This window comes from Chryseobacterium sp. YIM B08800 (assembly GCF_026163565.1).
GTDB lineage: Bacteria > Bacteroidota > Bacteroidia > Flavobacteriales > Weeksellaceae > Chryseobacterium.
This window is the reverse complement of the sequence record NZ_JAPDKN010000019.1, coordinates 127570-148120: the sequence shown is the minus strand read 5'-3', so window position 1 is coordinate 148120 and position 20551 is coordinate 127570. Positions and strand designations below refer to the sequence as shown.

The 20551-nt window shown below is 33.5% G+C and carries 20 protein-coding genes; 7 read left to right on the top strand and 13 right to left on the bottom strand.

Features of this window, described 5'->3' with window-relative positions; translation table 11 throughout:
• Positions 1-258: 258 nt before the first annotated feature.
• Positions 259-897, bottom strand: coding sequence for an MBL fold metallo-hydrolase (locus OEW74_RS09315; protein WP_265428207.1), 639 nt, complete (start codon positions 895-897; stop codon positions 259-261).
• Between the two features lie 61 nt (positions 898-958).
• Between OEW74_RS09315 and OEW74_RS09310 the strand changes: the two genes are divergently transcribed.
• Positions 959-2170 (top strand): DUF5103 domain-containing protein, encoded by a 1212-nt coding sequence (locus tag OEW74_RS09310; protein ID WP_265428206.1) that lies wholly within the window; start codon positions 959-961, stop codon positions 2168-2170.
• Positions 2171-2394: 224 nt separating this feature from the next.
• Here OEW74_RS09310 and OEW74_RS09305 read toward each other — a convergent pair whose 3' ends face one another.
• The 4 genes from OEW74_RS09305 to OEW74_RS09290 all read right to left on the bottom strand — a co-directional run bounded on the left by OEW74_RS09305 (position 2395) and on the right by OEW74_RS09290 (position 5079).
• Positions 2395-2661, bottom strand: a complete 267-nt coding sequence (locus tag OEW74_RS09305; RefSeq protein ID WP_265428205.1) for a hypothetical protein — start codon at positions 2659-2661, stop codon at positions 2395-2397.
• Positions 2661-2888, bottom strand: a complete 228-nt coding sequence (locus tag OEW74_RS09300; protein WP_265428204.1) for a hypothetical protein — start codon at positions 2886-2888, stop codon at positions 2661-2663. The genes OEW74_RS09305 and OEW74_RS09300 overlap by 1 nt, the downstream gene beginning before the upstream one ends.
• Positions 2889-3107: 219 nt before the next feature.
• On the bottom strand, positions 3108-4130 hold the full coding sequence (hemH, locus tag OEW74_RS09295; RefSeq protein ID WP_416207907.1) for a ferrochelatase: 1023 nt from the start codon (positions 4128-4130) through the stop codon (positions 3108-3110).
• Between the two features lie 70 nt (positions 4131-4200).
• Positions 4201-5079, bottom strand: coding sequence for a NifU family protein (locus OEW74_RS09290; protein WP_265428203.1), 879 nt, complete (start codon positions 5077-5079; stop codon positions 4201-4203).
• A gap of 96 nt (positions 5080-5175) precedes the next feature.
• Here OEW74_RS09290 and OEW74_RS09285 point away from each other — a divergent pair, with 96 nt between their 5' ends.
• Positions 5176-5757 (top strand): hypothetical protein, encoded by a 582-nt coding sequence (locus OEW74_RS09285; protein WP_265428202.1) that lies wholly within the window; start codon positions 5176-5178, stop codon positions 5755-5757.
• A 3-nt stretch (positions 5758-5760) separates the two neighbouring features.
• A complete protein-coding gene (locus tag OEW74_RS09280; RefSeq protein ID WP_265428201.1) occupies positions 5761-6276 on the top strand; it encodes a gamma carbonic anhydrase family protein in 516 nt (171 codons plus the stop codon).
• A 116-nt stretch (positions 6277-6392) separates the two neighbouring features.
• Here OEW74_RS09280 and OEW74_RS09275 read toward each other — a convergent pair whose 3' ends face one another.
• Positions 6393-6836, bottom strand: a complete 444-nt coding sequence (locus tag OEW74_RS09275; protein ID WP_265428200.1) for a hypothetical protein — start codon at positions 6834-6836, stop codon at positions 6393-6395.
• Positions 6837-6901: 65 nt separating this feature from the next.
• Here OEW74_RS09275 and OEW74_RS09270 point away from each other — a divergent pair, with 65 nt between their 5' ends.
• On the top strand, positions 6902-9028 hold the full coding sequence (locus tag OEW74_RS09270) for a helix-turn-helix domain-containing protein (protein ID WP_265428199.1): 2127 nt from the start codon (positions 6902-6904) through the stop codon (positions 9026-9028).
• Here the strand turns inward: OEW74_RS09270 and OEW74_RS09265 are convergent.
• The gene (locus OEW74_RS09265) at positions 9025-9462 is read right to left on the bottom strand and encodes a hypothetical protein (protein WP_265428198.1); all 438 of its coding nucleotides are present in this window, start codon (positions 9460-9462) and stop codon (positions 9025-9027) included. The two genes, OEW74_RS09270 and OEW74_RS09265, sit on opposite strands and share 4 nt — an antisense overlap.
• Before the next feature lie 21 nt (positions 9463-9483).
• Complete coding sequence (locus tag OEW74_RS09260; protein WP_265428197.1) at positions 9484-9972, bottom strand: DUF1877 family protein; 489 nt, start codon at positions 9970-9972, stop codon at positions 9484-9486.
• Between the two features lie 201 nt (positions 9973-10173).
• On the opposite strand from OEW74_RS09260, the gene OEW74_RS09255 reads away from it, so the two are divergent.
• Together OEW74_RS09255 and ribB are read left to right on the top strand one after the other, a co-directional pair.
• Complete coding sequence (locus OEW74_RS09255; RefSeq protein WP_265428196.1) at positions 10174-11172, top strand: LLM class flavin-dependent oxidoreductase; 999 nt, start codon at positions 10174-10176, stop codon at positions 11170-11172.
• A 232-nt stretch (positions 11173-11404) separates the two neighbouring features.
• The gene (gene ribB / locus OEW74_RS09250; RefSeq protein ID WP_265428195.1) at positions 11405-12526 is read left to right on the top strand and encodes a 3,4-dihydroxy-2-butanone-4-phosphate synthase; all 1122 of its coding nucleotides are present in this window, start codon (positions 11405-11407) and stop codon (positions 12524-12526) included.
• Between the two features lie 118 nt (positions 12527-12644).
• Here the strand turns inward: ribB and fmt are convergent, their stop codons facing one another.
• The 5 genes from fmt to folK form a co-directional block, all read right to left on the bottom strand.
• Positions 12645-13592 (bottom strand): methionyl-tRNA formyltransferase, encoded by a 948-nt coding sequence (fmt, locus tag OEW74_RS09245; protein WP_265428194.1) that lies wholly within the window; start codon positions 13590-13592, stop codon positions 12645-12647.
• Between the two features lie 90 nt (positions 13593-13682).
• A complete protein-coding gene (locus OEW74_RS09240; protein WP_265428193.1) occupies positions 13683-15584 on the bottom strand; it encodes a RecQ family ATP-dependent DNA helicase in 1902 nt (633 codons plus the stop codon).
• 78 nt (positions 15585-15662) lie between these two features.
• Positions 15663-17117 carry an OmpA family protein gene (locus tag OEW74_RS09235; protein WP_265428192.1) on the bottom strand — a complete coding sequence of 485 codons (1455 nt, stop codon included), beginning with the start codon at positions 17115-17117 and terminating at the stop codon, positions 15663-15665.
• 49 nt (positions 17118-17166) lie between these two features.
• Positions 17167-18276 carry an OmpA family protein gene (locus OEW74_RS09230; protein ID WP_265428191.1) on the bottom strand — a complete coding sequence of 370 codons (1110 nt, stop codon included), beginning with the start codon at positions 18274-18276 and terminating at the stop codon, positions 17167-17169.
• A 25-nt stretch (positions 18277-18301) separates the two neighbouring features.
• Positions 18302-18715 carry a 2-amino-4-hydroxy-6-hydroxymethyldihydropteridine diphosphokinase gene (folK, locus tag OEW74_RS09225; protein WP_265428190.1) on the bottom strand — a complete coding sequence of 138 codons (414 nt, stop codon included), beginning with the start codon at positions 18713-18715 and terminating at the stop codon, positions 18302-18304.
• Positions 18716-18733: 18 nt separating this feature from the next.
• Between folK and sppA the strand changes: the two genes are divergently transcribed.
• Positions 18734-20488, top strand: coding sequence for a signal peptide peptidase SppA (gene sppA / locus OEW74_RS09220; RefSeq protein WP_265428189.1), 1755 nt, complete (start codon positions 18734-18736; stop codon positions 20486-20488).
• Positions 20489-20551: the final 63 nt, after the last annotated feature.

Below are 20551 nucleotides of genomic sequence, written 5' to 3'. Positions count from 1 at the left end.
GTGCATTCTGAATAAACTTTAAATGCCTAATATTTAAACTATTGTGTTTCTTTGTTAAATGAAATGCCTTTGTTTATCTAAAAAAAGAAGTCTATCTGAATGAGCTTTGTCTTTCTTAGCGATTAAAAAACGCAAGGATAGACAAGGAATTTTAAAAAAATACTGGAATAAGATATACAAAGCCGTTTGACTACGTCTAATCTTTGATTTCATTTATTTCCGAAAAACAAAATTTAAAATGCACAACGGGTTTAAAAACTATCTCAAAAACGGATTATACTGTTTCTCAAAACCAATCGTGGTAGGGTTTCCATGACCTGAAAAAACCTGCGTTTCATCATCCAAAACAAAAAGTTTAGTTTTAATTCCATCAATTAATTGGTCATAATTTCCTTTGTACAGATCTGTTCTTCCTATGCTTCCTTCAAACAAAACATCACCGGAAATCATAAATTTTTGAGTTTCATTATGATAAACCACGCTTCCTGGAGAATGTCCCGGAACATGATAGATTTTAAATTTTTCTCCATCAAAATCCAGTTCATTACCTTCATTGATGTATTCGGTGTCAACTTTTACTGCAGGAATCTGAAAGCCAAACCTTGCTCCGCTTGCCTGAAGCATATCTAAAACTTCCTGATCTTCCTGATGCATCGTTACCGGAACTTTATATGTGTCAAAAGCCCACTGTAAGCCTAAAACATGATCAATATGAGCATGGGTCAAGATGATTTTTTCAATCTTTAATTCATTTTCTTTGATGAAATTTTCGATAGCTTTGGTTTCCTGCTCGTTCATATTTCCAGGATCGATGATCCAGGCGTTTTTATTTTCATTAAAAAGAACATAAGTATTTTCACTCGCAAAATTGAACACGAAGGCCTGTATTTGAAACATATTCTGAATATTTTTTTATCAAAAATACAATATTCTTTAGAGATTCGTTATCTTCGTCATAATGAAAACGTTGCAGATATTTTTACTCAGTTTAGGTTCGCTGGCTTTCGGGCAGAACATTCAAAGTATTCAGTTGTTTAATCCTCAGACCAATGACGAAACGCCGGTTATCACGATGAATCAGCAGTTGGTGTTGAGTTTTGACGATTTAACCAATTCAAGTGAATTGTACCGTTACACCATCAAACATTTCGACAGAAACTGGGAAGATGACAATCTTTTTTTTAGTGAAATCGCCAATGGTTCGATGAATGCGTTGCTGGATCAGTTTCAGTATTCTTTTAATACGCTTCAGGCTTATACTCATTATACTTTAAAGTTTCCGAATGAAAAAATGCAGCCAAAAATCTCGGGAAATTTTGAATTGATTGTTTATAAAAGTTCGGTAGATCAGCCTCTTTTCAAAAGAAGATTTTCTGTTGTGGAAGATAATGTGAATTTAGCACTGAATATTTCAAGAATTGCAGATGCAAAAAATCCAAATGTTAATCAAAGGGTAGAAGTGCAGGCTGTTGCAAAAGCCGGAGATCTTACTTCGAATGTAAATTCTATGTCGCTTACGGTGATGCAGAATAACAATCCGAATATGAAGATCACCAATCAGAAACCAAGCGCAACGATGGGAAATCAATTGCTTTTTCAACAGTTGGGTCTTGCTTTTCCCGGAAATAACGAGTTTTATTATTTTGATAATAAAAACATGAAACTTGCAGCAGATATGGTTCGTGAAACTGGAATTGTTGACGGAGTTAACCAAACGTATCTTCATCCGGTTTGGGCGTATCCTTTAAATTACCAATATCAACCGGATGTAAACGGAGCTTGGTATTACAGAAGAAATGATTTGGGATTAGAAAGAGATGCAACTCGTGAAGCTGATTATGCATGGGTGCATTTTTCGATAGATTCTGATCCGATAGATAAAGAATTGTATGTTGTAGGTGGATTTAATGATTTTAAAGCAACCAAAGAATTTCAAATGCATTACGATGAAGCCGCTAAGAAATATGTTGCTAAAGTGTATATGAAGCAAGGTTTTTACAATTATATTTTAGCGACAAAAGAAGCGAATGGCTCTCTAAATTTAGGAGAAATAAACGGTAATTTCTGGCAGACAGAAAATCTTTATCAGGCATTTTTATATTACAAACCATTCGGAAGAAATTATGATGGTTTAGCTGGATACGGAGAATTCAGAACACCGGTAAGGTAATCTGCTTAATCAGCAAAATCCGCGAGATAAATTATTTTCATTTAAATTTAAACAAATTCTAAGAATTGCTTTCTGAAATTTAGACTATAATTTAAAATACAAAACCTTCCAAACTTGCACATTTGGAAGGTTCTGTTGAAAGTGTTTAATGCCTTACGAGAAGACATCAACAGAAAAATTAAACTATATAATAATGTCAAAAAAGTTCTGTATTAAAGGCATTCTTAATTGCTTTCTTTAAAAACTGCCGTTATAAAAAGACTGTCGTTGTCTTCAAATAAATAATAAATCTGTACAGGAAAATTTTCTGCTTTATAAACCTGAAGTTCTCTGTTTTTTATATCTAATTTCTTATAATCGCTCAAAATCGTATTGATCGATTCTTTTAAATCATTCAGGAAATATTTGTCTTTATTCTGTTCCTCAGCATTGAAAACCCTCATTAGCATTCTAATGTCATTTTTTGCAATCGATGACAGTAAAACTTTCATTACGCACAGATTTTTTCTAATTCTGAAATGTTCTCAAAGAAATCAAGTTTCGTTGCGAGATTTTCTGTGTGAAATTCAATTCGGCTAAAGACTTCATCCAACTGAAATTGTGAAACATTCGATTTTACAGCTATATCTAAATTATCAACAATTTTAATGAACGCTTCTGCGATTTCGGGAGTGAAATTTTCAATCTTCTTTTTTAATATTTCTATACTTGTGTTCATTATTTATAAAAATTTTAATTAACCCCTATATTTTGATAGAGTAAAAGTATGAAAAAATATTAAAAAACAAAACTAACCCCTGTCAAAATTGTAATTATTTTTAAAAAAATATATTTTTATTTATGTTGAGGTGTTTTTTAAGGGGGGGGTGGTTGAAAAATAAATAAAAAAAGGACATCTGATCTCTCAAATGTCCTCTATATATTTTTTAAATAAGTTTTAAACTAAATAAAACTCATTCAGTTTTTCTTCGCAGAGTGTTTTTACCACATCGATCCATCGATCTTCATCATTCAGACAAGGAATGTAATGGAAGTTTTCACCACCACCATGCTCAAACTGATGTTTTCCTTCTACAGAAATTTCTTCTAAAGTTTCAAGGCAGTCAGAAACGAAAGCCGGACAAACAATGGCAAGGTTTTTAATTCCTTTTTTACCGATTGTTTCTAGGGTTTCATCAGTATAAGGTTCCATCCATTTGTCCTTTCCTAATCTTGACTGGAAAGTAACCATCACTTTTTCTTTCGGTAAACCTAATTTTTGAATCACAGAATTGGTCACATCAAAACATTGATGGCGATAACAAAACTGATGACTCGGATTGTTTTCTCTGGAACAACAGTCGTTCAGATTACACGTGTTTGTAGGATCTGTTTTATAAATATGTCTTTCCGGAACTCCATGATAAGAGAACTGTAATGCGTCGAAATTTTCAGGAAGTTTTTCTCTGATGCTTTCTGCAAGACAGTCGATGTAAATTTCTCTGTTGTAAAAAGGTTGAATGTAATTGATCTTAATTCCCGGGAATTTCTTTTTTCTTACTTCCTCTGCTTTTTCAATCACCGTTTCTGTTGTACTCATCGCATATTGCGGATACAAAGGGAAAAGGACAATTTCCGAAACTCCCTGATCAACTAATTTTTGAATTCCAGCTTCAATACTTGGTTGTGCATATCGCATCCCGATTTCTACCGGAACGTCAACCAATTTTTGAAGTTTTTTCTGAATTTTTTGAGTGATCACAATCAATGGAGAGCCTTCATCGGTCCAAACCGTTTTGTAGGCTTCTGCAGATTTTGCGGGTCTTGTATTTAAAATAATTCCCTGCACCAAAAGCGCACGGAAAAACCATCGGTAATCAATTACCTTTTCATCCATCAAAAATTCATCAAGATATTCTCTTACATCGGGTACAGACGTAGACCTTGGTGAGCCGAGATTGACTAATAATATTCCTTTCATAAATATAAGTAATGAGTAATTGGTAATGAGTAATGCATTGCTGATTGCACATTACTCATTACTAATATTTTTATCCGTTTACAGCTTCCACTCTTTCCACTAATTCCGGAACGAATTGTTTTAAAATATTTTCAATTCCCCCTTTCAATGTTGCGGTTGAACTTGGACATCCTGAACAAGCACCTTGTAGCAACATCTTTGCCGTTTTGTTTGCCGCGTCATATTCCATCAAAGAAATTTTTCCACCGTCGTTTTCCACCGCAGGAGCGACGTATTCATTTAAAATATCTGAAATTTTTTGTTCATCATCAGTATACTCTCTGTTGATGATTTTTTCTACAGGATTTTCGTGTTTTTGAGATTCGATATTAGAAATTTCACCTCCGCTTTGAAGATATTCTGCAATATAACCACGAACAGCCATCATTACTTGATGCCATTCCACAGAATTATCTCTCGTAACTGCTACGAAATTGTCTGAAATAAAAACTTCGGTGGCAAAATCAAATTCAGTAAAAATCGCCTGAGCTAAAGGAACTCCTTGAGCTTCGTTTCTTGATTTTACTTCCACAAAACCATCCATTAGCATTTTGCTTGATACAAATTTCATTGCATTAGGATTCGGAGTCATTTCAGCATAAATCTGATACATCTCTTTTTTCTTCTGAAGATAAATTCTCGGGTTGGCTAAAAGCTCGTCTTCAATTACATTTTTCAGGCTTTCTGCAACATGTTCCCATTCCACAGTATCTTGTTTTGCAACTGCCACAAAATTAGCTGTGATGAAAATTCTTTCCACAAAAGGATAATTAAAAAGCTCTTGTGCCAAAGGAATTTCTGATATATCTGAATCTCTGTCCAACTCTAAAGACCCCGGAATCAAGTTGTAATCAGCTACAAATTTCATCACTTTTGGGTTTTCGGTAGGTTCTATAAGTATCGTACGCATTTTTTCGTTAAATTTGAGAGTACAAAAATACGGATTTAGAAGTTAGAAGCTAGAGGTTGAGAGTTAGATTTTAGCTATGAGTTTAATTTAAATGTTATGGGATTAAATTATTCTTTGGGAATTACTTTTAATAATGAAAAAGATGCGAATTTTTGCTGTAGCGAATTTCAAAATCAGAAAATTACTTTACCAAACGGAAATTTTGTAAAATTGTTTCCATCTGTTTCTGGGCATGCTGATAATAATAAATTGAAAGAGAAACTTTACGTTTTATGCGTACTAGTAAATGGTTTAGGGAATGTTGGTATAGATTTAAGTTTATTCGAAATTTCAAATTATTATACAATCAGATATTTTTTTTACCAATACATTAAGAATCTAAAAGTTGATTTTGAATTTACTCATTTTGAACTTGAAGCTGCAGATTACTTAATGTGTGCTGAAGATATGACAGATGATATAGCTTTTCTTATAAAGAATTCGTCTGAGGGAGATGAAAATCTTCAAAAAGTTACAGGAATTGATAAGTTTAAATTTCTATCAAAAAGATACATAGACGGGATTGTTATTAATTCTAAAAATTATAATAAACTTACAACAAATACTCAATCAGAATTTCAAAATTTTAAACCTAATTATTATTGGCTTCCAATTAAAGAATTTAAATTTTCAAAATAAAATATGGCACTTATAAAAGAACTTTTAGGAAAGGCACCGCAAATTGGTGAAAATACATTTTTGGCAGAAACGGCAACGGTTATCGGAAATGTAACGATGGGAAAAAACTGTAGCATTTGGTATAATGCAGTGATCAGAGGTGATGTACATTATATTACGATGGGTGATAAAGTGAATGTGCAGGATAATGCCATGTTGCACTGTACGTATGAAAAGTTTCCTTTAGAGATTGGAAATAATGTTTCAATCGGTCACAATGCAATTGTTCATGGTTGTAGAATTCACGACAATGTTTTGATAGGAATGGGTTCTATTGTTATGGATGATTGTACAATCGAGCAAAACTCTATCGTTGGAGCAGGTTCTGTCGTTACTCAGGGAACGCATATTAAATCTGGTGAAGTTTGGGGCGGTGTTCCGGCTAGAAAAATTAAAGATATTTCTGCAGCGCTTCTGGAAGGCGAAGTAAATAGAATTGCAGATAATTATGTGAAATATTCTTCTTGGTATAAAGACTAAGAATTTTTTCTTTCTCTTAAAAATAATTAAAAAGCTCTGACTGTAAATTAGTTCAGAGCTTTTTTTAACTTCTTTATATAATTATTGAAATTTGACTATCAACTATCAACTAAAAACTAATATACCAAAACTGCTTTTTCACCTTGACATCTTACACCAGTAGGTTCTGCTGCCATCATACAATCTGATGTTATACCATATTTTTTATTGAATTCAGACATGGTTTGTGTGTAATGCTCAATTTTCCTAAGAACTGAAGTTTCCAGTTTTTTTGGATAAGCAATATATGAAACAGGTCCGCCACAAGCTTTGGCTCCCATTGGTGCAAAAGTCCATTCAGAAGCTGCGGTGCATTTTTCTTTTGCGATTTCAGACTCTATGATGCTTTTTAATTTATCCAGATTGGCTTCATCATATTTTTTACTGCTTTCATCTGCAGGTCTGTCTGCAATATCTATGGGTAAATTTGTGGCGTTGCCAGAATTTGAAGAGGCACATGAACTGATTGTAAATGCGCTGATTAACGCAATGGTTGAATATTTAATGATCGAGTTTTTCATAAATTAATTTTTTTTAAGCGAATCAAAGTTTATGCCTATTCACATTTTCCGTAATTTTGCATGCGATGAACAATCATTTTTTTGACTTAATTGAATACACCAGCCGAAGTGTTTTTCTTACGGGAAAAGCAGGAACGGGGAAAACTACATTTCTAAACGAATTTGTAAAGAAAACGAAAAAAAAGCACATTGTTGTGGCGCCCACGGGAATTGCTGCAATCAATGCAGGCGGAGTTACCATTCACTCGATGTTTGGTTTGCCTTTGCGTACTTTTTTACCGACTACAGACCGTATCGACAGTAGTTTGGCCAATAATATTATCGATCTTCAACAGCATTTTAAATACCGAAAAGATAAGCTTAAATTATTAAGAGAAGTTGAGGTTTTGATCATTGATGAAGTTTCGATGCTTCGTGCCGATGTTTTAGATATGATGGATTTTTCTTTGAGATTTATCCGTAGAAATAATCAGCGTTTTGGTGGTGTTCAAATGTTGTTCATCGGAGATTTGTATCAACTTCCACCGGTGGTGAGAGATGAGCATGTCTTGAAAATGTTTTACAATTCGCCTTTCTTTTTCGATAGTTTGGCGATTAAAGATATTCCTTTATTGACGATTGAATTAACCAAAGTTTACCGTCAAACCGATCAGGAATTTTTAGAAATTCTTAATGCAATTCGTGACGGAGATGTTGCCAATATCGATTTTGATCATCTGAATGAAAGGTATGATCCAGGTTTCGAAGCGGGAGAAGAACCTTACGTTTATCTTTGTTCGCACAATAAAATGGCAGACGATATCAATCAGGAAAAACTGAAAGATATAAAAGTAAGCCCGAAGTCTTACGAAGCTAAACTTTTTGGTGAGTTTAAAGAAAATCAGTTTCCGAATGAGCAGTTTTTAGAATTAAAGGTTGGAGCTCAGGTTATGTTTATTAGAAATGATATTACAGGTGAAAAAAAATATTTCAACGGTAAATTGGGCGAAATTTCTTCTTTAGATGAAAACGAAATCAAGGTTATTCTTGAAGGAAGCGAGCGTGAAATTACCGTAAAAAGAGAAGTTTGGGAACAGAAAAAATATTCTCTCGATACCGATAAAAATATTAAAGAAGAAGTTTTGGGAAGCTTTGAGCAGTTTCCTATAAAATTAGCTTGGGCGGTTACGATTCACAAAAGCCAAGGTTTAACGTTTGATAAAGTGATTATCGATGCCGGAAAAAGTTTTACAGCAGGTCAGGTTTATGTTGCTTTGTCGCGTTGCCGAACTTTGGAAGGAATTGTTTTAAAATCTAAAATTACTCCTGAAGTTATTTTTAAAGACAACCGAATTCTGAAATTTCAGGGTGAAACGCAGGCAAATGATAATGTTGAAAGTATTTTAAATCAGGAAAAATACGATTACAGCATCCGAAAGGTACTTCGTACAGTAGATTGTCAATGGTTTTTAAAAGAAGTAGAGCAGTGGAATAATCTTTCAATTGTTACCAAAAGTATCGACCGTACAAAATCGAATCAGCTGTATCTTCAGTTGAAATGTGATGTCTTGAATTTAGGTAAGATCTTTGAAAAACTGGAGCGTATTATTTTCCAGAAAGTCAATTTGTTTATTGAAAAGAAAGAAGATTGGAGCGAGATCGAAAGCAAATCAAAAGGTGCGGTGAATTTCTTTTTTACCGAGATCAGAGATAAGGTTTTTAATCCGCTGAAAGAATTTTATGCTGAAATAAAAGGCGCAAAAGGCTTAAAACAATACAATGAAGAGCTTAAAAACTGGCTCGAAGATATTGAAGAATACCTGAACAGTCTAAAAGAAATTCATTTACTAGAAACTAAACTTCTAGATGAAAAAAATGATAAGGAAGTCAGCATGAAAATTGCAAAAGTTCCGTCTCAGGTTCTTACTTTCCAATTGTTTGAACAGGGAAAAACGATTTCCGAAATTGCCATGGAAAGAGGTTTGGTAAAAGAAACTGTGATCGGTCATTTGGCAAAATTTGCAGAACAGGGTTTGCTGGATATCGCGAGAGTGATTACTTCCGATAAAATAAAAGCGTTTAAGGAAATGTTTCACAGAGATCCTAAAGAAAATTTAACCGATTGGAAAGCTGCTTTACCAAATGATTTTGAATTTAATGAAATCAGGATTTTGATTAATCATTTTACGTATCAGAAGGAGAAAAATAATTAATTATCCGGTAAAATATAATTGATGTGATACCCAACAATTTTTATGTTTTCGTCTTCTTTGAGCATTGAAAATGTTTCTTTAGTAGTACCAGACTCCCTCGTTACATTATAAGTGAGAAGATACTCGCTTTTAGAGTTTGAGCCTTTTACGACTAAAGTTTCCCAATGTTCTAAATTATTTTCTTTGATAATTCCATATTCTTGTTGCGAATCTGATATGAGCTTATCTAATTGATCTTTGCTAGTAACCTCGAAAAATTTGTCACTAAATAGCTCGTAGATTTTATCTTTATTTGTGCCCTGTAACAATTCCCAGTAAAATTTTTTTGAAATTTTTTCTGCATCATCTCTATCAGATTCTCTATTTGAAAACGTTTGATTAAAGGAGCAGTTTACTAATAGCGTTAAAGTGACGAAGAGTAAAATTTTTTTCATTAAATATTATATTTTAGAAATTTAAGGAAATAATATCTGAATCAGTTTAGAATTTGAAAAATAAGCTTTATTTACAGCATTTTTTAACTCATTAAACTCAATGAGAACGCATTCCATATTAAAAATGTAGTCCATATTATAGCCGCTATGCTCGGAAATGGCTTGCTTTAAGTTATTGTAGTTCAATGAAGAGTCCAGAATTTCTTGATTAATATTTTGTAATTCCTGAAATAATTCCTGAACTTCTTCTCTTGAGAAAATTTTTGTGTATTCATTGGTTTCAGCGTTTTGATGATTTTCTCTAAGTTTAAGAAAAACTTTATTTGATGATATTTTGTAAAGGAGAAAATAAAGTGAATCCCATGTTTTTACATACGAAGTGAATGATTCTATATTATCAGAATACAGGTTAATAATATCCTCAATTGAAATTTTTGTATTAATGTTTTTTTCAACTTCTTTAAATATGTTGTCATCTAAAATTATACTATAGCTTACAATTATTCCCATTCTTAATAACCTTTCTGTTTATTGTTATTCCTAAAATTTATTTCAAAATCTAAAATACGAATTAGAATTAAATTTAAAAAGATTTCAAAAAAAGAATAATAATCAATAGTTTTTCCCACAACACACCAATCAATTCCATCAATTACAAAAAGTAACTAATGCAATTTATTAGTCTTAACTTTGCTTTGTTAAATTTAATAAATGAAAAATTTTAATATATCTGTGCTAGATTTAGCTCCTGTAAAACAAGGGAAAACCATTCACGATACTTTTCAGGACAGTTTGTCTTTGGCAAATCACACCGAAAATTTAGACTATAAAAGATTCTGGCTTGCCGAACATCACAATATGGAAAGTATTGCCAGTTCCGCAACTTCAGTTCTGATTGGTTTCATTGCCAACGGAACAAAAAAAATAAGAGTGGGTTCAGGAGGAATTATGCTTCCAAATCACAGTTCGCTCGTTATTGCCGAACAATTCGGAACTTTAGAATCTCTTTTTCCGGGAAGAATTGATCTTGGTTTGGGAAGAGCTCCCGGAACAGATGGTTTGACGGCTCAAGCTTTGGGAAGAAACCCGGCCATTATCAATGAACAATTTCCGAGACAGATTTTAGAATTGCAAAAATATTTTTCGAAAGAAAATTCAAACGCTTTGGTTCGTGCAATTCCCGGTGAAGGTTTAGATATTCCAATGTATATTCTCGGTTCGAGTACAGACAGCGCTTGGTTAGCTGCAGAATTGGGTCTTCCGTATGCTTTTGCGGGACATTTTGCTCCCGAACAAATGGATATGGCTTTTAAAATTTACAGAGAGCATTTTGAGCCTTCAAAATATTTAGATAAACCTTTTGTTTTAGCTTGTGTGAACGGAATTGCCGCAGAAACTTCTGAAGAGGCACATTTTCTTTCTACGACATTGTTTCAGGCTTTCATCAATATTATCAGAAACGACAGAAAACCTTTTCCGGCTCCGATTGAAGATATGGATACGGTTTGGTCAGCCATGGAAAAATCGATGGTTTTACAGAAATTGAAATTCAGCTTTATTGGAAATCAGGAAGAAATTGCTGAACAGATCAAAAACTTTCAGGAAAAATATCAGGTGGATGAACTGATGATTAATTCTCATATTTACAACCATCAAAAAAGACTGGAATCTTACGAGATCATAAGAAAAGCTACAGATTCTTTATTCTAATTTTAATTCCCGCGGATTTCACGGATTTACACAGATTGTTTGAGGATAAAAGAAAATCAAAGATTTTTAAATCTTATGTGTTCTAAAGTATTTTCAATATTTTAAACTAAAAACTTATGTGACTCATGTGTTAAATACTTTTGTGTTTAAAATTTATGGCTTAAAACAAACCACTCATATTAATTGTTGATGCTTATTTTATTGAGTATCTTTGCGAAAATTTAAAGTAAAAATGTCAGATATTAAATTAAATACTATTCCTGAGGCAATTGAAGACCTTAAAAATGGTAAAATAATCATAGTAGTAGATGATGAAGACAGAGAGAATGAAGGTGATTTTCTTTGTGCTGCTGAATTAACAACACCCGAAATCATCAATTTTATGGCATTGCACGGAAGAGGGCTGATCTGTATGCCTCTTCCAGAAAAAAGATGTGATGAATTAGGTTTGGATGTGATGGTAAGCCGAAGCAGCGATCCTAAAGAAACTGCATTTACGGTTTCTGTTGACCTTTTGGGCGACGGAACTTCTACCGGAATTTCTGCAGGAGACAGAGCAAAAACTATTTTAGCTTTGATGGACGAAAAATCTAAACCAACAGATTTTATGCGTCCTGGTCACATTTTCCCGCTTCGTGCAAGAAAAGGTGGTGTTTTGAAAAGAGCAGGTCACACTGAAGCTGCTATCGACTTAACTGCTTTAGCAGGCTTAAAAGAAGGTGGTGTAATTTGTGAAATTATGAACGAAGACGGTTCTATGTCTCGTTTGCCGGATCTGCATGTTTTTGCTCAGAAGCATGATATGAAAATTGTTTCTATTGAAGACTTGATTCATTATCAGCTTAAAAAAGGAAACTTAATCGAAAGAATTGAGGAAAGAAAAGTACAAACTGCTTATGGTGAATTTGATTTCTGTGCTTTCAGAGAGACTTCAAATGACCAAATTCACTTTGCTTTAACAAAAGGGTCTTGGACAGTTGACGAACCAGTTTTGGTAAGAGTACAATCTTCTGATTCTTATTTTGATGTTTTAACCAGATTGAATAACGGTGAAAAACCATTATTGGAAAAAGTAACATCGATGGTGAATGAAGCAGGAAAAGGAGCAATTATTTTCATCAATAACGTTTCAAATTCTGAAAATACACTAAGAAAATTACAGCAGTTTTTAAATTATCAGGATGGACAACAAAAGCATCCTACTGCGGCATTTAACTACAGAGATTACGGGATCGGAACTCAGATTCTGAAGAATTTAGGAATCAATAAATTTAAAGTGATCACTCAAAATCCTAATGTAAAGCCTCAGGTTGGAGGTTATGATGTTGAGGTGACAGAGATGGTTCAACTTTAAAATGTGAATGGTCAATTGTGAATTAACTTCGTTGTCAATTTTTTGATTGCGCTTTCAATTCACTTGCGGAGCAAAATTAACTTTTCACAATTCACAATAAAAAAATGGCTTGATTTACTCAAGCCATTTTTATTTCGTCAAAATTTCTAAATCCGTTTAGAAAATCTTTGATATTCATTCTTTTCTTTCCTTCCAATTGTAATTCTAAAGGAAAGTAAACTCCATCTTTGGTATAGATCTTAAAATCATTTTTTGAAATCTCTAAGCTTCCAAGAGGTTTTCCGTGCTCTGAAACTTCGAATTTTCCATTGTATATTTTTAATCCCTTTTCATCTTCTCCAATTTTTAAAGTAGTAAAAGCTGCAGGGTAAGGTGACATTCCTAAAATAAACTGATGAACTTCTTTTGAAGTTTTCGTCCAATCGATTCTGGTATCTTCTTTAAAAATCTTAAAAGCGTTTTTCGGATGTTCAACTTCTGGCTGAGGTTTTTCAATAATTGAATTTTCGGCTAATCCATCCAATGTTTTTACCACTAATTTCGAGCCCATCTCCATTAATCTGTCGTGAAGACTTTCTGCATTTTCATTTTCTAAAACCGGAATTTCTTCCTGCAATAAAATATTTCCTTCATCAATTTTTTCATTAATAAAGAACGTGGTTGCACCTGTTTTTTCTTCGCCATTAATTACTGCATAATTAATTGGAGCAGCACCTCTGTAATCAGGAAGCAACGATGCATGAAGGTTGAAAGTTCCCATTCTAGGCATTTCAAACAAAACTTTAGGCATCATTCTGAAAGCAACAACTACAAAAACATCGGCGTCCAGTTTTTTTAATTCCTCTAAAAACTCAGGATTTCTTAATTTTTCAGGCTGAAAAACGGGAAGATTATTTTCTACTGCAAAAATTTTTACAGGAGATTGATTGATCTTTTGTCCGCGTCCGCTTGCTTTATCGGCAACGGTAACAACGCCTACAACTTCATGATGAGACTGGTGAATGGCTTCCAATGCAGTCTTTGCAAACTCGGGAGTGCCTAAAAAAACGACTTTCAATGATTTCATGATGCAAAGATAAAACTCTTGAGTTATAAGTTAGAAATTATGAGTTATGAATTGATAATTATGAATTACTAATTATCCATTACCAATTACTCATGTCAAGGCGTATGTTCTAAAATTCAGCATTTTTACTTTTCCGGAATCTAATAAGAAAATAAGATTTTCTAAAATATTTTCTTTAGAATGAAACTGTAGCTGTATAGAAATTTCTTCAATGGTTGCCGGTTTTTTATTTAAAACCTTAATGATTTCCAAAGAAACATTTTTGCCAAAAATAGACTGTTTGTTTTTTTCGCAAATGGTGCATTGTCCACAATTTTTAGTGTTTTTTTCACCAAAATAGGAGAGTATCAATTTCATTTTGCAGTATTGATTGTCTTCGATGAAAAATTTCATCTCTTCCCATTTCTGGATTTTATTTTTTTGAATGTGTTCAAAAAGATTCCAGTATAATCCGTTGATGGCTCTTTCGTCTCGTGGTTTCAGAAATTTTACACTCGCCAAAGCTCCATCAATATATTCCAAATAATTTTTCTGCTGTAATTCTTTCAAGCGCTCTTTAATCAGATGGACGCTTACTCCTATTTTATTGCTTACATTCTGCTCGCTAAACATTACTTTGTGTGTCGTAATTCCTGAAACAGAACGCAAAAGAAGTTCGATAAAATAAGCATCTTTCTGTGGAAGCTGATCGATTTCATCAGGCTTAATGAGAAGTTCCAGTGATGATAAACTTTTGTTACTGTTATGAAAAATGATTTCCTGGGTGTGAAGGAAATTCAGAACATTTTTTATTTTTGCTGTTGAAAGTTTGGTAAAACTCTGAATTCCTGATGTATTTAGCTGAAAAACTTTTTCAGGAAGCTCAAATTCTGCCACCTGAAATTTAGAATAGAGATAAGAAATAATTTTTAAAAACTCTGCTTTATTGGGTATTTGATTTCTTAAAATCTGATCAAAATTTGAAATTTCCTGCTTGTTCCAAAGCATAAATGCATAGCTTTTTTTGCCATCTCTTCCGGCACGACCAATTTCCTGATAATAATTTTCAATCGACTGAGAAGGGGAGAAGTGAATGACGAAACGCACATTGTCTTTATCGATTCCCATTCCGAAGGCATTAGTTGAAATGAGTACATTTTGATCACTGCTGTTCCAGAAATTTTGTCTTTCGTTTTTCTCTTTTGTTGATAAACCTGCATGGAAATAATCTACATTCTGGATTTTATGTCGATGAAGAAATTCTGTGAGTAATTCTGCATCTTTTCGGGTTCTCACATAGATAATTCCCGATTCTTTAGCGTATTTCAGGATGTTAAAAACCTTCTGATATTTGTCTGAAACTTCTTCAGAAAATATTTTAATATTGTCTCTTTTAAAGCTTTTTTGAAAAACCTTAGGATTTTTAAGCTCCAGTTTAGTTTTAATTTCATCTAAAACTTTTGGGGTTGCCGTTGCTGTTAAAGCTAAGCAAGGAATTTCAGGATTGTTTTTTCTGAAATCTTTGATATTCTGATAACTTGGTCTGAAATCTTGACCCCATTCTGAAATACAGTGCGCTTCATCTACCGCAATAAATGACAGCTGAATTTCTTCAATTTGCTGAATAAAAAGTTTGTTGGTGAGTCTTTCTGGTGAAACATATAATAACTTTGTTAAGCCATCTTTGCATCTGTTGTAAATAACTTCGGCATCAAACTCATCCAATTCTGAACTTAGATATTCTGCTTCAATTCCTCTGAATTTTAATTGGTTGACCTGATCTTTCATTAATGCCAATAAAGGCGAAATCACAAGACAGGTTCCTTCTTGCAATAAAGCAGGAAGTTGATAACATAATGATTTTCCTGCACCGGTTGGAAGAAGAACTAGAGTATCTTTTCTGTTGAGAACAGAATCAATAACCAACTCTTGAGAATCTCTGAATTGATCATAACCCCAAAAATGCTTAAGGGTTTTACTTTTAAGTTCATTAAAATCTTTCGGGGAAATCATAAGGTAAATGTAAGGAAAGTATTGAAACAAAAAAAGCCACGCAATGCATGGCTTTAATTTTATAATAATAAGTTTTTACTATTTAGCTTCGAAATAAACTCTTCTGTTTGCTCTGTTTTTCCACTCAGGACATTTAGTAGCAGGATCACACTCTGGGTATTTAAGGTCTTTTTCACCTCTACCTACAGCGTTTAGTTTAGAAGAATCTACACCGTTTTTAATTAGATAATTTTTCACACTGTTTGCTCTTCTTTCAGACAATTTTTGGTTGTACTCGTCAGAAGCTCTGGTATCAGTTGCTCCAATTACAGTATAAGTACCGTTTGAAGAATTGATATAGTTTACAGCGTTGTTCAGAATTGGCGTGTTGTTTGGTAAAATTCTGTCAGAATTTAAATCAAACTCAATTCCTTCCATATTACTTACTGTTTCATCAACTGGCCCTTTGGTAGTAGGTTCAGGTGTCAAAGGACAACCTTGATTTTCTACTGGTCCTGGAACTGTTACGCACTTGTCGTAAAGATCGATAACTCCGTCTAAATCTGCATCAAGTGCTACACCAGCACCGTCAACTCTTGCTCCTGCAGGAGTATCAAGCTGTCTGTCCCAATCGTCGCAAACTCCGTCATTATCGGCATCTCCTTTTTTACAAACTTCAATATCCTGGTTTTTGTTAGCCAAAACATCTAATTTATAATAAATTTCCTGCAATGGGTCATGCCACATTAGGTGAGATTCGTGTTTTCCTAATTTTAGAGACAAACCAAGTGTAGCGTTGAAGAAGTTGTCAGAAACTTGTTCTTCTCTTTGGTTAATAGCGCTGTATTGAGCCCCACCACCATCAAATTCATCATCACCTGTGTAAACATACATTAGTCTTCCTTCAATATCTAATCTTCTGTTTACTTTAAATTTAAGACCTGCACCCGCTTGTGCAAAGAAAGAACCTAATTTAAATGGCTTAATCTCCGTCATTAATCTCTGACCGTTCGCATCTTTTTGATATGCTTTATATGCTATTGTTCCAACACCTGCATAACCATGTAATGCCCATCTGTAAGTAGATTTATTATCAACTCTTCTCAAAAGATTTGAGAAATTAATGTCTCCTAATAAAGAGATTGCATCATATTGAGTTCTTGCACCTACTTGGCTTAAATCTGAAGGAGCTGCATCTTTTGTATTAAACCAACCTTGTCTTGTCTCTCCTCTGTCGTATTGTAAGTTGATTCCGAAAGCATGAGTAATTGCTTTGTCAATACTTACATAAGCTGAATAACCGAAAAGATTTTTACCGTTACCATTTTTAATAGACGTTAAATCTCCTGATTGCAGTAAGGGAACACCTGCACCAAATGACACCGCCCAATCATTAAATCTTTTAGATTTCTGAGTGAAAGGCGAAATGTTGGCAGAGCCAGAAGAAAATGTATTTGGATATTCGTCGGTAGAAACTACGGCTATTGAATCTTGTGCATAGCTCACTGTAGGAACAGCTAAGGCTAATGCAATAATTGCTAAACTTAATTTCATAGTATGTATTTTTATTTATTTAGTTAATTAAATGAATTTTATTGTAAGCTTAATTGATAGGGCAACCATTATTATCTGGTGATCCAGGAACGGTGACGCATTTGTCGTATAAATCGATAACACCATCAAGATCCATATCCAATGCTACACCGGCACCGTCAACTCTTGCTCCAGCAGGAGTATTTAGTTCTCTGTCCCAGTCGTCACAAACACCATCATTATCATTGTCTCCTTTTTCGCATACAACGAGTTCGTTGGCAGTGCTTTCAAGTACATTCGTTCTGTAATAAACTTCTTGCAAAGGATCGTGCCAAGCAAGATGAGACATATGCTTTCCTAATTTAAATGATACACCTAAATTAACGGTTAACATGTTATCTGATCTTTTATCATTAATCATGTTATACTTAGAATTACCACTGGTAGGATCGTAATCTGCAGGACCTGCATAACCACCGCCGTCAAATTCATCATCACCACTGATAATATACATTGCTCTGGCTTCGATATCTATAAGTTTTGAGACTTTATATTTCAAACCTGCACCAAATTGGTAGTAGAATGAGCTAAGATCAAGCTTTTGATCTATAAATAATGGTACTCGTCTTGGTGAATTGCTCCATCTAAATTCATCATTATCATGTAAAGATGTTTTGAAGCTCATTAAGCCAACTCCTCCATAACCATGAAAAGCCCATCTATAAGGTGAATGGTTGTCAACTCTTCTCAAAATATTTGAAAAGTTAACATCTCCTAATAAGACTACTTGGTTATACTTTGTTTTTGCGACTCCTACACCGGCTAATTGCCCACGTGTACCATCCTGCATACCTTTTTGATTTGTTTCACCTCTTTGGTAAGCAATACTTATCCCAAATGTGTGTGAGATTTGCTTGTCTATACTTACGTAGCTGTTATATCCCCAGTTTACTTTTTTATCATAAAAAGAAGTAAGGTCTGAGTTCATCATTAATGCAGCACCTCCACCCACAGAAATAGACCAATCGTTGAATCTTCTTGCTTTATTGTCAAATTTTTGAACATTAGCGGAACCAGAAGAAAACGTATTGGGGTACTCATTTGTAGAGTTTATGGAAATACTGTCTTGAGCATAAGTAGCAATAGGCAAAGCAGCCAATAATAATAAACCTAATTTCATACAATATGTTTTATGTGTTGTTTTTTTAAATAAAATCTTTTAATAATATCTGAGAAAATTCCCTTTCAAAAAGATGTTTGTTATGAGGGATTTCTAACCTTTCTGATATAAATTTTAACTCATCATACTTCACAATATCAATATCGATTATTCTGTCTGTATAGACTTTAGAAATTGAAGAATCTGTAAGCCGGCCCATCTCAATTTCTATTTTTTTCACATAATCAAGCAGTTGAATAGGTGATAGGTAAGTAGATATTATTGTTGCAATATTACAAAAAATATTAGAACTGACAAATTCTACAGGGTCTGAAGTCAAATATTCACTTTTTTTTAATATTGTACAGGCTTCACTTATTTTGCTTAAAGCCAGGTCAATATTATTTTTTTGATTACCAATGTTACTTCCTAGTAACAAAACCACCTTATGTTGCGACATATAGAAAAATGATTGTTTATGAAGAGTTTCTTTAAAAATGTATTAGCAAATATAGTGGCTATTGTCATATTATGCTTCGTGTTTTTCTTCTTTTTTATTATCATGATTGCTGTCAGTTCAATGAGTGGAGAGAAATCGGTTGATGTAAAAAAGAATTCTGTTTTAACTATTAATCTGAAGACTTCTATTATTGATAGTCCTACAGAAGAGCAACAAAGTATTTTTAATATAAAAGATAAAAATCAGAATATTTTGATTTATGATGCTGTGGAAGCTATTCATAAAGCGAAAGAAGATGATAATATTAAAGGTATCAGTATAGAAACCGACCATATTAACGCCGGAACTACTCAGATTGATGATTTGAGAAATGCTATTGAAGATTTCAAAAAAAGCGGAAAATTTGTGTACGCTTACGGAAATGCAGTTTCACAGGCTTCTTATTATTTAGGTTCTGTTGCAGACCAGTATTATTTAAATCCGTCTGGTGGAATTGAGCTTAAAGGTTTGGCTACAGAAGTTACTTTCTTTAAAGATTTTGCCGAAAAATATGGAATCGGGATTGAAGTAATCCGTCATGGTAAGTTTAAATCTGCTGTAGAGCCATTCTTAAGAAATGATATTTCTCCGGAAAATCAGGAGCAGTTGAGCACCTTATTAAATGATATTTGGGGTAATACTTCATCTAAAATGGCAGCTTCAAGAAAAATGAAAGCTGAAGAATTCAAAACAGTTGTAGACAGTTTATACGGAATGATTCCTGATTTAAGTGTAAAATATAAATTGGCAGATAAGCTGATTCAAAAAACTGAGTACGACCAATTAATCAGAACAAAGCTAAGTCTTGCTGAAAAAGATAAACTAAACAAAGTTTCGCTACAAAAATATATCGATTCATTTAAAGATAAAGATAGCTCAGGAGAAAAAGTAGCAGTTTTATACGCATCAGGTTCTATTAATAGTGGTGATGAATACAATGAAATTTATTCTGAAAAGTACATCAAGTATATTAAAGAACTTCAGGAAGACAAAAAAGTAAAAGCGGTAGTTTTAAGAATTAATTCTCCGGGAGGAAGCGCAAATGCTTCTGATGAGATTTTATTTGAACTTCAGCAGTTGAAGAAAACAAAACCTCTTGTTGTTTCTTTTGGTGATTATGCTGCTTCAGGTGGTTATTATATTGCAATGGGAGCTGATAAAATTTATTCTGAACCAAATACTTTAACAGGATCTATCGGAGTTTTCGGGGTGTTGCCTTACTTTAAAGATATTGCCAATAAAAACGGAGTGCGTTCTGATATTGTTGCAACCAATGCCAACTCGGCTTATTATTCTTCATTGCACGGTCTTACACCTTATGGAGTGAATTTAATGACGAGAAGCGTGGAAGGAACTTATAAAAGATTTGTACATTTTGTAACTCAAAACAGAAAACAGACTTTCGAGCAGATTGATAACATCGGAGGCGGAAGAGTTTGGAGTGGAGTTCGTGCAAAACAAATCGGTTTGGTAGACGAATTGGGAACTTTAAATGATGCCGTAAAATTTGCTGCACAAAAAGCAAATCTGAAATCTTACAACGTTGCGTCTTATCCTAAAAAGATGACTGCATTTGAACAGATCTTTGAAGATTTAAATGAAGACGATATTTCTGCAAGAGTAATCAAAAATAAAATTGGGAAAGCAAACTATGAGATTTTAGAACAGCTTACCAGCGAGAAATTAAAATCTGAGGTGAAAATGGAAATGCCTTACAGAATCAAAATAAACTAAATTATTAAATTATATTGTTCATAAAAAATCCCGATTTGAAATTTTCAAATCGGGATTTTGTTT